This is a genomic window from Sporosarcina saromensis (assembly GCF_054901285.1).
Window position 1 is genome coordinate 2262494 of sequence record NZ_CM142738.1, and the last position, 17389, is coordinate 2279882.

Annotated in this window: 18 protein-coding genes and 2 pseudogenes; all 20 read left to right on the forward strand. The window is 40.4% G+C overall.

Translation table 11 applies throughout. The features are described 5' to 3' along the window. Window positions 1–4 precede the first annotated feature (4 nt). The 20 genes and pseudogenes from flgD (at window position 5) to ACVHUV_RS11470 (ending at window position 17388) form a co-directional block, all read left to right on the forward strand. Window positions 5–652 (forward strand): flagellar hook assembly protein FlgD, encoded by a 648-nt coding sequence (flgD, locus tag ACVHUV_RS11375; protein WP_317941658.1) that lies wholly within the window; start codon window positions 5–7, stop codon window positions 650–652. 21 nt (window positions 653–673) lie between these two features. Then, the gene (locus ACVHUV_RS11380) at window positions 674–1054 is read left to right on the forward strand and encodes a TIGR02530 family flagellar biosynthesis protein (RefSeq protein ID WP_462084663.1); all 381 of its coding nucleotides are present in this window, start codon (window positions 674–676) and stop codon (window positions 1052–1054) included. 86 nt (window positions 1055–1140) lie between these two features. Further along, window positions 1141–2118, forward strand: coding sequence for a flagellar hook-basal body complex protein (locus ACVHUV_RS11385; protein WP_462084664.1), 978 nt, complete (start codon window positions 1141–1143; stop codon window positions 2116–2118). A gap of 127 nt (window positions 2119–2245) precedes the next feature. Next, window positions 2246–2467: a flagellar FlbD family protein gene (locus ACVHUV_RS11390; protein WP_462084665.1), complete on the forward strand. Its 222-nt coding sequence runs from the start codon at window positions 2246–2248 to the stop codon at window positions 2465–2467. Further along, window positions 2457–2882 carry a flagellar basal body-associated protein FliL gene (gene fliL, locus ACVHUV_RS11395; protein ID WP_462084666.1) on the forward strand — a complete coding sequence of 142 codons (426 nt, stop codon included), beginning with the start codon at window positions 2457–2459 and terminating at the stop codon, window positions 2880–2882. Before ACVHUV_RS11390 ends, fliL begins: the two co-directional genes overlap by 11 nt. A gap of 39 nt (window positions 2883–2921) precedes the next feature. Further along, window positions 2922–3920: a flagellar motor switch protein FliM gene (fliM, locus tag ACVHUV_RS11400; RefSeq protein WP_462084667.1), complete on the forward strand. Its 999-nt coding sequence runs from the start codon at window positions 2922–2924 to the stop codon at window positions 3918–3920. Beyond that, on the forward strand, window positions 3913–5115 hold the full coding sequence (gene fliY / locus ACVHUV_RS11405) for a flagellar motor switch phosphatase FliY (RefSeq protein ID WP_371389903.1): 1203 nt from the start codon (window positions 3913–3915) through the stop codon (window positions 5113–5115). The genes fliM and fliY overlap by 8 nt, the downstream gene beginning before the upstream one ends. 21 nt (window positions 5116–5136) lie before the next feature. Further along, on the forward strand, window positions 5137–5499 hold the full coding sequence (locus ACVHUV_RS11410) for a response regulator (protein ID WP_317941651.1): 363 nt from the start codon (window positions 5137–5139) through the stop codon (window positions 5497–5499). 4 nt (window positions 5500–5503) lie between these two features. After that, entirely contained in the window at window positions 5504–6193 is a 690-nt protein-coding gene (locus tag ACVHUV_RS11415) for a flagellar biosynthetic protein FliO (RefSeq protein ID WP_462084668.1), read from the forward strand. Beyond that, window positions 6186–6851: a flagellar type III secretion system pore protein FliP gene (gene fliP / locus ACVHUV_RS11420; protein WP_317941649.1), complete on the forward strand. Its 666-nt coding sequence runs from the start codon at window positions 6186–6188 to the stop codon at window positions 6849–6851. The genes ACVHUV_RS11415 and fliP overlap by 8 nt, the downstream gene beginning before the upstream one ends. A gap of 62 nt (window positions 6852–6913) precedes the next feature. After that, window positions 6914–7183 carry a flagellar biosynthesis protein FliQ gene (fliQ, locus tag ACVHUV_RS11425; RefSeq protein ID WP_317941648.1) on the forward strand — a complete coding sequence of 90 codons (270 nt, stop codon included), beginning with the start codon at window positions 6914–6916 and terminating at the stop codon, window positions 7181–7183. A 4-nt stretch (window positions 7184–7187) separates the two neighbouring features. Next, window positions 7188–7963, forward strand: a pseudogene (gene fliR, locus ACVHUV_RS11430) (flagellar biosynthetic protein FliR). Between the two features lie 2 nt (window positions 7964–7965). Next, window positions 7966–9048 (forward strand): flagellar biosynthesis protein FlhB, encoded by a 1083-nt coding sequence (gene flhB, locus ACVHUV_RS11435; protein WP_462084669.1) that lies wholly within the window; start codon window positions 7966–7968, stop codon window positions 9046–9048. A 25-nt stretch (window positions 9049–9073) separates the two neighbouring features. Beyond that, window positions 9074–11103 (forward strand): annotated as a pseudogene (gene flhA, locus ACVHUV_RS11440) (flagellar biosynthesis protein FlhA). Next, window positions 11103–12212: a flagellar biosynthesis GTPase FlhF gene (gene flhF / locus ACVHUV_RS11445; RefSeq protein WP_462084670.1), complete on the forward strand. Its 1110-nt coding sequence runs from the start codon at window positions 11103–11105 to the stop codon at window positions 12210–12212. The pseudogene flhA and the gene flhF overlap by 1 nt, the downstream one beginning before the upstream one ends. Continuing rightward, window positions 12205–13068, forward strand: a complete 864-nt coding sequence (locus tag ACVHUV_RS11450) for a MinD/ParA family protein (RefSeq protein WP_462084671.1) — start codon at window positions 12205–12207, stop codon at window positions 13066–13068. The genes flhF and ACVHUV_RS11450 overlap by 8 nt, the downstream gene beginning before the upstream one ends. Before the next feature lies 1 nt (window position 13069). Continuing rightward, window positions 13070–14203, forward strand: coding sequence for a protein-glutamate methylesterase/protein-glutamine glutaminase (locus ACVHUV_RS11455; RefSeq protein ID WP_462084672.1), 1134 nt, complete (start codon window positions 13070–13072; stop codon window positions 14201–14203). A 15-nt stretch (window positions 14204–14218) separates the two neighbouring features. Beyond that, window positions 14219–16273, forward strand: coding sequence for a chemotaxis protein CheA (locus ACVHUV_RS11460; RefSeq protein WP_462084673.1), 2055 nt, complete (start codon window positions 14219–14221; stop codon window positions 16271–16273). Window positions 16274–16289: 16 nt separating this feature from the next. Continuing rightward, entirely contained in the window at window positions 16290–16766 is a 477-nt protein-coding gene (locus ACVHUV_RS11465) for a chemotaxis protein CheW (protein WP_317941641.1), read from the forward strand. Beyond that, window positions 16756–17388, forward strand: a complete 633-nt coding sequence (locus ACVHUV_RS11470) for a chemotaxis protein CheC (protein ID WP_462084674.1) — start codon at window positions 16756–16758, stop codon at window positions 17386–17388. The genes ACVHUV_RS11465 and ACVHUV_RS11470 overlap by 11 nt, the downstream gene beginning before the upstream one ends. The last annotated feature ends 1 nt before the right edge of the window (window position 17389 follow it).

Below are 17389 nucleotides of genomic sequence, written 5' to 3' on the forward strand. Positions count from 1 at the left end.
GCAATTGGTAGAAGGCCAAAAACCGATAACGGAATCGATGTTTTTGCTTAATAAGCAACGGGAACAACGTAAAACTGGGCCCGATACGATGGGAAAAGACGCTTTCATGAAAATTCTCATCGCACAACTGCAAAACCAAGATCCGACAAATCCGATGAAAGACAACGAATTCATTGCACAAATGGCGCAGTTTTCTTCTTTGGAACAGACAATGAATCTAGCGAACGCATTTGAAAAATTCGCTATCGCTCAAAATCAGACGCAGTTAATCCAATATAATCAATTTGTTGGAAAAAATGTCCGTTGGCATGAAGTGACGGATGAAAAAGGTGAAGACGGCAAACCGGTCATTCATGAAGGAACAGGCGTCATTAAAGCTGCGAAGTTTGTCGATGGATCTGTAATTTTTATTATGGAAGACGGCAAAGAACTGACACCAGGCAACATTTCTGAAGTATTAGCTGGCACGGGCAACACGAACAGTTTGCTAGAAGCAAGTATGCTCATCGGTAAAACTGTTGGCTATATGGACGGAGAGGAAGAGAAAAGCGGTAAAGTTGTTTCTGTTTCAAATAAAGATGGGAAGCTGGAATATGTGTTAGAGGATGGCACAAGAATCGACGGCAAATCATTTACATCGATTAGTCAGTAACGAAGAAAAGGGGCGAAATGTATGGAGCAATTGAACATACATCGCGTTCCATCGCAACCATTCATACGTCACGGACAACAGGCTAAAACGTCGCCAAGTATTCCGCAATCATTTTCGGAGCAACTGAATCAGGCAATGATGCCGACGCAATTGAAAATCAGTAAACATGCATCCGATCGATTGAGAGAGCGAAAAATTCAAATTACCGAACATGAATGGACGCGTATATTTGATAAGGTGAATGAGGCTAAAGTGAAAGGGATCAAAGAGTCGCTTGTACTTTTGGATCAAGCTGCCTTGATTGTCAGCGTTAAAAACTCGACAGTCATTACAGCGATGGATCGCAAAGAAATGAAAGATCAGTTATTTACAAATATCGACGGAACAATCATTTTAAGTTGAATAGGCAGGACCTCTAAAAGAGGATGCCTACGTACTGCCGACTGACAGAGGCAGATACACTCATTATCCGAGAGGGGAAAATAAATATGTTACGTTCTATGTACGCAGGAATTTCAGGGTTGAAAAACTTCCAAACAAAGTTAGATGTCATTGGGAATAATATTTCAAATGTGAATACGTATGGTTTCAAAAAGAGCCGGACGATTTTTAAAGACTTAGTATCCCAGACCGTTGCGGGTGCATCCGGTTCAAGCGATGCGCGAGGCGGTGTGAATCCGAAGCAAGTCGGTTTAGGCTCTCAATTAGCAGCAATCGACGTCATTCAAAGTGGTGGAGCATCCCAGTTTACAGGTAATACGTTGGACCTTGCATTGTCTGGTGACGGCTTTTTCCAAGTTGCGGACGGTCTAGGTGTAGATCCAGCAACCGGGGCAGGAACATTTACCAATACACTGTATACAAGAGCTGGTAATTTCTATATGGATAACAATGGCTACTTAGTAAATTCAGATGGGAAGTTTCTTGTTGGTTATGCGGTAACTGGATGGGATGGCGATCCAGCTTCGGTATCAACAGATTATCCGAATGCGAATGCTGTATCAGGTGATCCAGCAGCAACAGGTAATCTTGATTCTGATAATGATGGGGTTGCAGATGTATTGCCTGTAACGGGTACAACTGGTGACTATACACCAATCCGAATCCCTAAAAACGCACAATCTATGAGTATCGGACAAGACGGAACCGTTACGTTTGTTGATGGTGAAGGAACATTGAAGTGGGCAGGGCAACTTGTGTTAGCGAAATTCTCGAATCCGGGTGGTTTAGGGAAAGTTGGAGGGAACTACTTCCAATCAACTGCGAACTCCGGTGATCCATTGATCCAAGTTGCAACAAAAGAGGGATTAGCTTCCGTCGAATCAGGCTTCCTTGAAATGTCCAACGTCGATTTATCCGAAGAGTTTACGGATATGATCGTTGCACAACGTGGATTCCAAGCGAACACGCGTATTATTACGACTTCAGATGAAATCTTGCAGGAACTCGTTAACTTAAAACGATAAGGTTACTCGCATACTTTTTCACGCACACAATCATAGTTACCCAGATCGCTAACTTGGTAAACATCTTATAGTAAGAATTGTTATTGCAAAGGAGGGTCGGGCCGGCTCTGTGCCCGGCCCCTTACATATGATTAAAGTTAAACGTCTCAATGGTACGGTATTCATACTGAATGCACTTTACATAGAGAAAGTTGAATCGTTCCCTGATACGACGATTACGTTGACAACTGGGACAAAATACGTCGTTTTAGAGGATGTTGAAGACGTCCAAAAACAGATTATCGATTTTTATCGCTCCATCCAATTATTATCGAATCCGTATATTCGAGGTGAAGAAAATGAAGAATAAAGCTTTGACGATTGCATTAATAACAGTTGTTTCATTAACGTTAGTAGGAATTGTCATACTCATTCTATCTTTGCAGTTCAAAGGGAATGTAGGAGAAACCGAACCAACAATTGACGAAATTCTTGAAGCGTCGGTAGATGTTCCTGAAATTATGACAAACTTATCGGGCCGCCAATATATTAAACTATCTTTAAAAATCCAAACAGATGATAAAAAAGCAGCAGAAGAATTAGCTAAAAGAGATTTTCAAATCAATAACATCGTCATTCAAGAGCTATCTGAAATGACTGCAGAAGATTTTGAAGGAAAAGCCGGTAAGCAGGCATTTGAAGAATCGATTAAAGCACAATTGAATCCGCTCATGCAAGAGGGTGAAATTGAGAAAGTGTATATCGTTTCTTATATCATTCAATAATGACGGCGCGAAGTACTAAACCGTTCGGGAGGTGACCTTATGTCGGGAGATATTTTATCCCAAAATGAAATAGATGCATTGTTATCCGCCTTGTCAACAGGTGAGATGTCTGCAGACGAAATGAAAAAAGAAGAAGAGACCCGGAAAGTAAAAGTGTATGATTTCAAACGGGCTCTCCGTTTCTCAAAAGACCAGATTCGAAGTTTGACACGAATTCATGAAAACTTTGCTAGATTGTTAACGACTTATTTCTCTGCTCAGTTACGGACTTATGTACAAATTAACGTCGCATCGGTCGACCAAATTCCGTTTGAGGAGTTTTTACGTTCGATTCCGAATATGACATTGCTTAATATTTTTGAAGTTCCACCACTCGAAGGCAATATAATTATGGAAGTAAATCCAAATGTCGCCTATTCCATGCTCGATCGTCTAATGGGTGGCGGTGGAGATGGCCCCGGAAAAGTGGACAATATGACTGAGATTGAAACGAAAATATTGACAAATCTTTTTGAACGATCATTTGATAATTTACGGGAAGCATGGTCAGGCATTATCGAGATCGATCCATTTTTATCTGAAATGGAAGTCAATCCGCAGTTTTTGCAAATGATTTCACCGAATGAAACAGTAGTCGTTATCTCATTTAATATTGTTATCGGTGAGTCGAGCGGAATGATCAATATTTGTATTCCGCATGTCGTTCTTGAACCGATTGTGCCAAACTTATCTGTTCGTTATTGGATGCAAACGAATAAAAAAGAGCCTTCTCCTGAACAGAGTGTCGTGTTAGAGAAACGCTTGAAGAAAGCGACTTTGCCAATCACGGCCGAATTAGGACAAGGTTTCATGTCCGTGGAAGACTTCTTATATTTGCAAGTTGGAGATGTGATTCCTATTGACCGGAAAATTGAAGATCCACTCATAGTTAAAGTAGGGGATGTCCCAAAATTCACAGCTCAGCCAGGGCATCTTAGAAATCGAATGGCTGTTCAAATACTCGATATCATGAACGGAGAGGATGAAGATGATGAGTGATAATGTGTTGTCTCAGGAAGAAATTGAAGCTTTATTGCGTGGGGAACCGCTGTCTGTTGATGAACCCGCTACATCCTCTTCTGAGAAAGAAGATTTAGATAATCACTTAAGCGAAATGGAAAAAGACGCACTTGGTGAGGTAGGAAATATTTCATTTGGAAGTTCTGCGACAGCTCTTTCTTCCTTGCTTGGGCAAAAGGTTGAAATCACTACTCCCGCAATAACTGTTGTTGACCGTAGCTTGTTGGAAACGGAATTCATACATCCTTATGTGGCGGTCCAAGTGGAATATACAGAAGGGTTAAACGGTACGAACTTACTTGTCATTAAACAAAGTGATGCAGCAATCATTGCGGATTTAATGCTAGGCGGGGATGGCCTTGCGCCAAGTGAAGCATTGAATGAAATCCATTTAAGTGCTGTCCAAGAAGCAATGAACCAAATGATGGGGTCTGCAGCGACGTCCATGTCAACCGTCTTCAATAAGAAAGTGGATATCTCTCCACCTTCTATCGATCTAATGGATTTACAAAACGAAGGCCATACAGAACAGATACCTAACGACGAATTAATGATTAAAGTATCATTTGAACTGAAAGTCGGCGAACTCATCGACTCAAATATTATGCAATTGTTTCCGTTGCAGTTCGGAAAGAATCTCGTCACTTCATTAATGGGCATGGGGGCAGAAGAGGAAGCGGCTGTCACGATGGAAGCTCCAACAAAGAGTGAACCTACTTCAACATTTGCTTATGATCAGAGTCATAATGAGTCCGTTCATCAAGATCCATATGCATCCATGAACGACCAACAACAAACGGCTTGGGACCAACCTATAACACAGCAATTGCCACCTAGACAACAGCGACCAACTGTGCACGTTCAAGAAGCGAAGTTTGCGAGTTTTGATAGTCCATCTTTGAACAAAGCAGAGTCCAACAATTTGAATATGTTGCTGGACATCCCTTTGCAAGTGACGGTGGAACTCGGTCGGACAAAACGTTCCGTAAAAGAAATTCTTGAAATGTCGAGTGGTTCAATTATAGAATTGGATAAGCTGGCAGGTGAACCTGTCGATATTCTAGTAAATAATCGACATATTGCCAGAGGAGAAGTTGTCGTCATCGATGAGAATTTCGGTGTGCGAATTACAGACATTTTAAGTCAAAAAGAACGACTAAACAATTTACGCTAGTATCCAGGAGGTAAAAAGGAAATGGGAAAAAGAATTTTAATTGTAGACGACGCAGCATTTATGCGCATGATGATCAAGGACATTTTAACTAAAAACAATTTTGAAGTAGTAGGAGAAGCTGCGGATGGTGCACAAGCAGTCGAAAAGTATTTCGAGCTGAAACCGGATTTAGTAACAATGGACATTACAATGCCGGAAATGGATGGTATTGCAGCACTGAAGTCAATTAAAGCAAAAGATCCATCTGCGACGATTATTATGTGCTCGGCAATGGGCCAACAGGCAATGGTTATTGATGCCATTCAAGCAGGTGCAAAAGATTTCATCGTAAAGCCGTTCCAAGCAGATCGAGTTGTTGAAGCAATTCAAAAAGCACTAGGGTAAGCGGATGATCGGAATAATTAGTGTAAGAAAATGGATGTTGCTTGTAGTTGTCAGCATGTTAGCTATTACAGTATGCTCACAAGTGGTTACAGCTGAAACCGACCCGAACACGTATGTCATCGATAATTTAAAACCGGGAAAAGATGTGAAAGAAGAAACACCTGACAAAGAACAAAACCAACCGGCTGTTGAACCTTCAAAGGAATCGACAGCTGGGAGTTCTTCTATTGGTGACTATATTCGGATGATTTTAGCCTTTCTGTTTGTCATCGGGCTTTTACTTGCGCTTTTAAAATTTTTGAACCGTCGTAATCGAATGTTTGACCAACATCGTCTTATGAAAAATATCGGCGGACTATCACTCGGTCAACAAAAGTCCATTCAACTCGTCCATATAGGAAACTCCTATTACTTGGTTGGTGTTGGCAATGAAGTACAACTATTAAAAGAAATAACCGATGCAAATGAAATTGCGAAACTAGAAGACTATATTCGAGAAGGTGACATTCAACCACCGGCTGGCCTTGTCACTAAAGTGGTTTCGAAATATGTCAATCCGAATCGCTCACTTAAGAAACCAGAAGAGCAGGTAGAATTCGGCCATCTCTTTAAAGACAAAATTAACGAGCTTAAAGAGGAACGAAAGAAACATTTAAGAAGATTGGAAGAAAAGGAGCGCAGACAAGATGAATGATTTCGTCCAGTTTTTTTCGGACAGCGACGCAACGAATGTCTCAACATCTATCAAATTACTGCTGCTCCTAACAGTTTTATCACTTGCTCCTGCAATTCTAATTCTGATGACTTCGTTTGCTCGTATTGTCATTGTGCTGTCGTTTGTTCGAACAGCGCTCGCAACACAACAAATGCCTCCGAATCAAGTAATTGTCGGTCTTGCTCTGTTTTTAACATTTTTCATTATGGCCCCAACTTTTCAAGAGGTAAATGAAAAAGCGCTGACACCGTTGTTCGCTGAAGAAATTTCACTTGAACAAGCATATGAGGAAGCAAGTATGCCCTTTAAGGAGTTTATGAGCAAACATACGAGACAAAAAGACTTGGAATTGTTTCTTCGGTACAACGAAGCAGAAAGACCGGAATCGTTAGAGGATATTCCTTTGACGATGCTTGTACCTGCGTTCGCGTTAAGTGAGATTAAAACAGCTTTTCAAATGGGTTTTATGATTTTCATTCCATTTCTCGTCATTGATATGATTGTCGCAAGTGTATTGATGTCAATGGGGATGATGATGTTGCCGCCGGTCATGATTTCATTGCCATTTAAAATCCTACTATTCGTTTTGGTGGATGGTTGGTACCTCATCATGAAATCATTGTTACAAAGTTTTTAGCGAAAGTGTATAGGTATTCTTTATGAGCAAAGTGGTATTTTCCAATTTAGGAGTGGTAAAACATGACAGGTGAAGTAGTCATCTCGATTGCTGAACGGGCAGTATGGGTCATTTTATTAGCATCCGGACCGTTGTTGATTGTCGCATTAGTGTCAGGTTTGCTTGTTAGTATTTTTCAAGCAACTACACAAATCCAAGAACAGACATTAGCATTCGTACCAAAGATTGTTGCAGTACTAGTTGCGATTGTATTCTTTGGACCTTGGATGCTTTCAAAAGTCACTGCCTATGCATCCGATATTTTTGATAATCTTGTCCGGTATATTGGGTGAATGAATGGAAGCATTAATCCCATCGATGGCCGTCTATTTACTTGTGTTGACGAGAGTGACGGCATTTATTGTCACTGTTCCGTTCTTTTCATATCGCACAATCCCGACTACTCAAAGAGTCATTTTTGCTGCATTACTAGCATGGGTGATGGTCTACACGATTGAAGCACCAACCCTTGAGTAGATGGTACATACATACTTTTGGTGTTAAAAGAAGCAACTGTCGGTTTGTTTATTGGTCTTATTGCTTATATTGTCATGTCAGCAATTCAGATTGCAGGTGGCTTTATCGATTTTCAAATGGGTTTTGCCATTGCCAATGTGATTGATCCACAAACAGGTGCACAATCACCACTATTAGGTCAATTTTTTAATGTTCTCGCTTTATTGTTGTTATTAACCTTAAATGCTCATCACATGTTGTTAGATGGTATTTTCTATAGCTATCGTTTTGTACCAATCGATGTACTATGGCCATCTTTTGGAGAAGAGCGATTGGTCGAATTCATAGCAAAAACATTTATGACAACTTTTGCGATCGCTTTTCAAATGTCGATTCCAATTGTTGCGACATTATTTCTTGTCGATTTAGCACTCGGTATTACAGCTAGGACTGTACCACAATTAAATATATTTGTTGTTGGTTTTCCGATAAAAATCGGCGTTAGCTTCCTCGTCCTCGTGACGACGTTTACGGTCATGATTGCGATGATGCAGAAACTTTTTGAGATCATGCTAGCAGCAATGAGAGATTTGATGATCATCTTAGGGGGTGGCTAAATATGAGGTTAACGTTGGACTTACAGTTTTTTGCAGGCGAAAAAACTGAAAAAGCCACCCCGAAAAAAAGACTTGATTCACGGAAAAAAGGACAAGTGTTAAAAAGTCAAGATGTTACAAGTGCCATTGTCATGCTTGCGGTGTTTCTATTTCTTTATTTTGCTTCTGGCTTTATGAAAGATCGCTTTTTTGTTTTCTTTACCCACTCGTTCACCGAATACTTCTCAAAAGATGTATTGGATATACATACAACAATGGAGATGTATCGAACGATGGTAGCTGAAATGGCTTTCATCTTGCTTCCAATCATGGTGATAGCGGTTATTGCCGGAATAGCCGGCAATCTATTTCAATTCGGTCTGCTCTTTACGACTGAACCATTGAAATTTGACTTGAAGAAAATCGATCCGATTAAAGGATTAAAAAGAATCTTTTCAGTTCGTGCTTTAGTGGAATTGATGAAATCTTTATTGAAAATCTCTTTCATCGGTTCCGTGACAACCATTATTCTTGTTATGAATATCGAAAAAGTACTCGGGTTAGCTTTTAAAACACCACATGATACGCTCGTAATCGTTGGACAATTGGTCGCTATCATGGGGATCATCGCATCTCTTGTACTTTTATGTATATCAATTTTGGATTATTTTTATCAGAAATATGATTATGAAAAAAACCTGCGGATGTCCAAACAGGATATTAAGGATGAATATAAAAACACTGAAGGGGATCCAATCATTAAATCCCGTATTAAACAACGTCAACGGGAAATGGCAATGAGGCGGATGATGCAAGAAGTGCCCCAAGCGGATGTAGTCATTACAAATCCAACCCATTTTGCAATCGCCTTGAAATATGACGATGAAAAAATGGATGCGCCGATTGTTCTGGCAAAAGGTGCAGACTTTGTCGCTCAAAAGATTAAGTTGATTGCCAAAGAACACGACATTGTCATGGTGGAGAATAGACCACTAGCTCGTGCGTTATATGATGAGGTTGAAATCGGGGACAGGATTCCTGACCAATTCTTTAAAACCGTCGCTGAAATTTTAGCGTATGTTTATCGAATTCAAAAAAAGATTTAAGAATAAATGAGAAAGAAGGGATGACATGCAATTTAGGGATATAGGTGTACTAGCATCTGTCATCATGATTGTCGCGATGCTCGTCATCCCATTACCGCCATGGTTGTTAAGCTTTTTGATCATTATTAACATTACACTGGCTTTGATGGTATTGTTAACGTCCATGAATATGCAAGAAGCACTGCAATTTTCGATTTTTCCATCATTGCTACTGCTTCTTACGTTGTTCAGACTTGGATTGAATGTTTCCACGACGCGTGCAATTCTTTCCAAAGGGGATGCTGGGGGAGTTGTTGAGACGTTTGGTACGTTTGTAACAGGTGGGAACATTGTCGTCGGTCTTGTTGTATTCGTCATCCTTATCATTATCCAGTTCATTGTCATCACAAAAGGGTCTGAACGTGTTTCCGAAGTAGCAGCCCGCTTTACACTTGACGCAATGCCCGGAAAGCAAATGAGTATTGACGCAGATTTGAACGCTGGTATGATTTCTGAAACGGAAGCACGAGTTCGACGAGAAAAAGTGAGTAATGAAGCGGATTTTTATGGTGCAATGGATGGGGCGACAAAATTTGTCAAAGGGGATGCAATTGCCGGTATAATCATTGTAATGATTAATCTACTTGTAGGAATGATCATCGGTGTTGTTCAAATGGATTTACCTTTTGCTGAAGCTGCAACAAAGTTCTCAATGTTGACAGTCGGTGATGGGATTGTTTCTCAAATCCCTGCACTGCTCATTTCGACAGCCACTGGAATCGTTGTCACACGTGCAGCATCTGAAGGAAATCTTGGAACAGATATTACAAAGCAACTATTAGGTCAACCGAAACTGTTATATGTCGCTGCAGCTACTGTATTTCTATTAGGCTTATTCACACCGATTAATGACATCCTAACAGTACCTGTAGCGATTGCTCTTGCTACAGGTGCATACATCATGAGTCGTAAATCGGAAGAAGATCCTCATGAACTAATGGAAATGGAGGAAGAGGTTGAAACAGAAGGGATGAAGAGTCCCGAAAATGTCGTGAACTTGCTCAATGTAGACCCTATTGAATTTGAATTTGGCTATGGCCTTATTCCACTTGTAGATGCACAGCAAGGAGGGATCTGCTGGATCGAGTCGTCATGATTCGTAGACAACTGGCGTTAGAATTAGGTCTTGTCATTCCAGTCGTTCGTATACGCGATAATATCCAACTTCAGCCAAACGAGTACCGAATCAAAATTAAAGGAAGTGAACTCGCACGTGGTGAGCTGTTGCTTGATCATTACCTTGCCATGAGTCCTGGAGGAGAAGATTCAATTATAGGCATTGATACGGTAGAACCGTCATTTGGTCTTCCGGCAAAATGGATTACAGAAGACGTGAAAGAAGATGCGGAAATTATGGGGTATACAGTTGTAGACCCGCCGAGTGTCGTTTCTACTCATCTAACAGAAGTAATTCGTGCCAATGCATCTGACTTAATTGGTCGTCAGGAAACAAAACAACTCGTCGATCATGTTCGAGAAACGTATCCAATATTAGTCGACGAATTAACTCCGACACCATTATCGATTGGTGAGATTCAGAAAGTTCTTGCGAAGTTGCTTAGTGAAAATGTATCAATCAGAAACTTGCCTGTCATTTTTGAAACACTCGCAGACTACTCAAAATACTCGTCCGATATCGATTTGCTCACGGAATATGTACGTCAATCGCTAGCAAGACAAATCACGGCACAGTATTCTTCAAGTGTAGATTCTTTAAAAGTACTAACGGTTTCAGGAAGAGTGGAAAAACTGATTGCTGATCATATCCAACAAACGGAACAAGGGAGCTATTTATCCATTGATCCTAATGATTCACAAGCAATTTTAGAATCGATTGCAAAAGAAGTCGAGAGAGTCGCTTTGTTGGATCAGTCTCCAATACTCTTATGTTCTCCAGCAATACGTATGTACTTACGGCAAATAACAGAACGGTATTTCCCTCAAATCCCTGTGTTATCTTACAATGAACTTGAAGCTTCAATTGAAGTACAAAGTGTCGGGGTGGTGGATAGTTGATGAAGATGAAAAAATATACAGCTGATACGATGGTAGAAGCGATGAAGAAAGTTCGCTCTGACTTCGGAGATGATGCTGTCATTCTAAGTTCAAATGTAGTGAAAACTACGGGTTTCCTTGGATTGTTCAAGCGAAAAATGGTCGAAGTTGTAGCAGGTTTTGATGAACCTCCACAATCGAAAATTCAAAAAACGACTTTGTTTGAAAAGGAAGCAGCACAAATTAGTCCTATCGAATCCGATCTAAAAAAAGAAATGCATGACATGAAAAAATTGTTGCAAGAAATGAAACAGGCTACTTCTTTTGCGAACTTTCCGGATAGTCTTTCCCCATTGTTAACGACATTGGAGGCCCAAGGATTATCAAAAGAAACAATCTATCACATTGGAAATCTACTATTTACAACGATGAAAGAAGACAAAAAGGATTTAACGACGGTTGAACAAAAACAACAAGCAGCAGCAGTGTTAACAGAGTTGTTTGCCGACTTACCGTTTGGTGGAATTGATACGACCAAAAAATATATTAACGTATTAGGTCCAACCGGTGTCGGCAAAACGACAACAATCGCAAAAATTGCAGCAAGAGCATTGTTGGAAAACAAAAAGAAGGTCGGATTCATTACAACAGATACATACAGAATTGCGGCAATCGAACAACTACGTACCTATGCAAATCTACTTCAAGCCCCAGTCGAAATCGCGTATAATCGTGAAGATTTCAAGGTGGCTATTGATAAGTTGAAAGACGTAGATCTTGTTTTCATCGATACAGCGGGCAGGAACTATAAAGAAACAAAGTATGTAGAAGATGTTAAACAGTTAATTGACTTCTCGCTCGATATGGAAACGTTTCTTGTATTATCTGTGACAGCGAAAGAAGATGATATGAAGGCCGTCGTTGAGAAATTTACTTCCTTTCCAATTGAAAAATTCATCTTTACAAAAGTGGATGAAACAAGTTCCATCGGGCCCATGTTTAACTTGATGAAACAATTCCAAATTGGAGCCGCCTATTTCACAGATGGACAAGAAGTACCGGAAGATCTAACAGAAGCAACTGTAAAAGTGTTAATTGACCGACTACTGGCAGGTGTTAACGATGCGTGACCAAGCAGAAGAACTTAGGCTAAAAATGTTGAAAGGTCAAGGTCGACTTGCAAAGTCCATTGCTATCGTCAGTGGAAAAGGAGGAGTCGGTAAGTCCAACTTCTCCACAAATTTCGCCTATTCCTTACAATTGAGAGGGAAGAAAGTCATTGTAGTGGATATGGATTTAGGGATGGGCAATATCCATATTTTATTAGGAGTGACGCCTCAATATAGTTTAAAAGATTATTTGTTAGGGGAGCAATCGTTGGATGCCGTATTGAATCGTGACACGCATGGATTGGCATTCATATCTGGCGGGTCTGGACTTGATACAATTCTAGATTGGACTGAGCCAATGTTTGAGCGCTTGCTTTTAGCGTTTGAACGTCTTCAACAGGATTATGATGTGATTCTGTTTGATATGGGTGCAGGCGCAACACAGCGCTCTATCGATTTGATTGTTGCGGTCGATGAGGTCATTGTCATCTCCACGACGGAACCTACATCTATTACAGATGCTTATTCGATGATGAAATTCATCTGTTTACAAGACGCTGACAAGAAATTTAGCATTGTGACAAATCGTGTTTCAAAAGGTCAGGATGGCAATGAATCCGCTACAAGATTACAGTATGCCATGAAAAAGTTTCTAGCAAAAGAAACAACACTGCTAGGTTTTCTACCTGAAGACGCTGTTGTTCATAAATCGGTCATTGCCCAAAAGCCGTTCATACTCGAATATCCAAATGCGTTAATATCCAAACGACTGTTGGCAATCGCAGATATGTATGTTACGGATAATCAATTGGAACCAATCGAAAAGACGAAATTCATACAAAAACTTAAGGGGATATTTTTGAAAGGGCGTGATTGACTTGTCGCCAGACATACAACGTAAAAAAGTGCTAGTCGTCGATGATTCTGCATTTATGCGAAAGCTTATTTCGGATATGCTTTCCAACCATCCATCTCTTACTGTCGTTGCGACTGCTCGAAATGGTCAAGATGCCCTTGCAAAAGTTGAACAGCTCTGTCCAGACGTTATTACGATGGATATAGAAATGCCAGTAATGGATGGATTAGAAGCATTGCAACAAATTATGAAAACAACCCCTACACCGATTGTCATGTTATCAAGTACGACCGAAATCGGAGCCAAAAACACGATGCTTGCGATGGAGTATGGTGCCGTCGATTTTGTTGCAAAACCAGGTGGTCCAATTTCGTTGAATCTTTCTGATGTAGAAGCGGAAATCGTCCAAAAGGTTGTACAAGCTTCAACCATTAAAGTTGCCACGTTAACAAAGAAACGAGAGGTCCAAAAAAATTCTTCACCTCAATTCAATATGAATGTGCGTCAGCAACGAAAGCAATTGATGAAACAAGACTTTCAACCCTTTTACGATAGCGGAAAAAAAATGTCCAAACAACTCACTTCATTTGTTATAATAGGTACATCGACAGGGGGACCACGAGCGCTACAAGCTGTGCTAACAGAACTACCTAAATCGATCCCTGCGCCTATTCTCGTCGTCCAACATATGCCTCCAGGCTTTACTAAATCTCTTGCACAAAGACTAGATGGCCTAAGTGAGATTCATGTAAAGGAAGCAGAAGACGGGGAACCATTTGTTAATGGTACTGCCTATATCGCACCTGGGGGAAAACATTTGACAATCGATGCTAGTTCGAATGGGTATAATGTGCGGCTAGATGAAATAGAACCCCCTCGCAAAGGTCATCGTCCAGCTGTTGACGTATTGTTGGAGTCAGCTTCAAATTTCCCAGCTATACAATTTATTTCGGTCATCATGACAGGAATGGGGCACGATGGTAAAGAAGGCTTACAAACATTAAAAGCCTCATGCAACACAATTGCCATCGCGGAATCAGAACGCACTTCAATCGTATATGGTATGCCGAAAGCGATCCGAGATGCTGGTCTCGCTGACCAAGTCGTTGATTTGGAAGAAATTCCAACCGTAATCATGAATAGTTTACATTCCTAAGGAGGCGTCATAAGTATGGATACAAATCAATACCTTGAAATGTTTTTAGACGAAAGTAAAGAGCACCTCCAATCTTGTAACGAGTTTTTACTGAAACTCGAAAAGAATCCGGAAGACTTAGCAATTGTGAATGAAGTTTTTCGTTCCGCTCATACGTTAAAAGGCATGTCTGCGACAATGGGATATGAAGATATTGCCGACTTGACACATAAGATGGAGAACGTGCTTGATGCAATTCGAAATGCTAAAATCCGGGTTACGACTGAACTTTTAGATGTAGTCTTCAAAGCAGTGGATGAACTGGAAGAAATGGTGATGGATATTGAAGCAGGCGGATCAGGGAAAAAAGACGTCCAACAATTGGTTTCATTATTAAATCAAATTGAAGCTGGACACGGCATCGTTCCATTACAATCAGTGGAATCCGCTGCAACTGTAGAACATGCCTCCCTTGCTCCTACTCATTCTGAAGTAATGCTGACGTATGATGATTATGAGATGACAGTTATTAGCCAATCGAAAGAGCAAGGATTTAATGCGTTTGAAGTGTCGGTAAGCTTGAGAGAAGATTGTCTGTTGAAAGCGGCTCGTGTCTTTATGGTCTTTGAAATCCTAGAGAAGTCAGGCGAAATCATTAAGACAAAACCAAGTGTCGAATTACTTGAAAATGAAGAATTTGATTCACAATTTACGGTCGTTCTTTTAACGAATGAAGAAGCGAATACGATTGAAGCGAAAGTACTAAAAGTATCTGAAGTGGACAGAGTTCAAGTATCATCGCTAACAGATGAGTCGCTCTTAGCAAATAAACGCGCTGAAGAAGTTGTTGAAACGAAAGTAGCTTCTCCATCCGAAAAAGCAGTAAATGATAAAAACGACAAAGCCGCTGATAAGAACAAACGGACGACGAATGGACAACATGCCAATAAGACGATTCGTGTCAATATTGATCGATTAGACGTTTTAATGAATCTGTTTGAAGAACTTGTTATCGATCGTGGTCGTTTACAATCGATTGCGTCAGAATTACATAATCCAGATTTGAACGAAACGGTTGAACGGATGACGCGGGTATCCGGCGACTTACAGAACATTATTCTAAATATGCGGATGATCCCTGTTGAAACAGTGTTTAATCGATTCCCTAAAATGGTTCGCCAACTTGCAAGAGATTTGGACAAGAAAATTAACCTTGACATCATTGGGGCAGAAACTGAATTGGATCGAACGGTTATTGATGAAATCGGAGATCCACTTGTTCATCTAATCCGAAATGCCTTGGATCACGGAATTGAAACTCCAGCTGAACGGGTTGCAAAAGGAAAGCCAGAAACAGGTACGGTTACGTTAAGAGCGTATCATTCAGGAAACCATGTATTCATTGAACTTGAAGATGATGGAGCAGGGGTTAATAAAGAGCGCGTGCTCAAAAAAGCGTTGGATAGGGGCATCATTACTGAAGATATGGTTCCGACGATGACTGATAAGCAAGTCGCAGAACTTATTTTGGCTTCAGGCTTCTCGACCGCTGAGAAGATTACGGATGTATCCGGCCGAGGAGTCGGATTGGATGTCGTAAAGAGTACGATTGAATCTCTTGGTGGTTACATTTCAATTGATTCAAAAGAAGGCAAAGGTTCTTTATTCCAAGTACAATTGCCACTTACGTTGTCCATTATTTCGGTTATGCTTGTGAATCTTGAAAAAGATATTTATGCAATCCCACTTTCATCGATTATTGAAACAGCGATTATTAAGAAATCCGACATATTGCAAGCACATAATCAGCAAGTGATTGATTTTAGAGGGAACATTGTCCCAATTGTCAATTTGAAAACTATTTTTGAAATGGAAAATGCACAGACGATCGACGAATTTCAATCAGTCGTCATTGTTAGAAAAGGTGACAAACTGGCGGGACTTCTAGTTGATTCTTTCATTGGTCAACAAGAAATTGTCTTGAAATCATTAGGGAACTATTTACAGAGCGTATTTGCCATTTCGGGAGCTACTATACTTGGTAATGGACAAGTTGCGTTAATTGTCGACTGCAATTCATTGATTAAGTAATTGAGGAGGAATACAGATGGCTAGTGTAAATAGTTTAAATTCCGAAGAAGCAACGAAAGTGATTGCCTTTCAACTAATGGACAAAGAATATGCAATCGATATTAACTGTGTTGAATCGATTGAAAAAGTATTGTCAATTACAAAAGTACCAAGAACTCCTTCATATGTGTACGGTGTTATAAATTTGCGAGGAGTCGTGACGCCGATTGTGGATCTTCGTGAGCGTTTCGGTTTAGCACTAAAACCTTTTGATGAGACGAGCAGTATTATCATCGTATCGTTGGACGATTATGAAGTGGGAATTATCGTGGACAACGCAAATGATGTGATTGACATTCCGATTACAGCAATCGAGCCACAACCAGAAGTTGTAGGTGCGATTGAATCAGAATTCATTGCAGGCGTCGCGAAACTAGAAAAACGACTGTTAGTCATGTTGAATCTTGAAAAAGTGTTAGAGCCGTTGAAACGAGTGACGACAGATGAGTTCTGATCAGCATATTTCGGATATGCATTTAGATGTACTAAAGGAAATTGGCAACATTGGTGCAGCGCATGCAGCAACTGCTCTATCTCAATTGTTAGGTAGAAAAATTGACATGCTCGTCCCGGATGTCAAACTTGTGTCTTTTGACGAGATGTTTGAATTGGCGGGTGGTGCAGAAAAGATTGTTGCGGGCATTTTTCTGCGTATACAAGGGGATCTATCAGGTAGCATGTTTTTCGTCTTGCCAGTGGACTCCGCTAATCACTTCATTCGCAAATTAATTCATGATGATACGTTTGATTTTCATGCGAATCCGATACCGGCTATGGGGATTTCAGCTATGCAGGAATTGGGTAATATTTTGTCAGGTTCCTATTTATCTGCTCTCTCAGATTTTACGGGTTTACATATACACCCGACGGTACCGTCCTTAAGTGTTGATATGGTCGGCGCAATTGTCAGTTTTGGGCTCATAGAAGTATCGCATTACAGTGATGATGTTATCGTTATCGATACACGCATAAATGATGACGCAGATGAAAAAACTTCAACAGTAGATGGTCATTTCTTCCTGTTGCCTGATCCTGAATCGTATGTAACGATTTTCCGCTCGTTAGGTGTGCTATAAC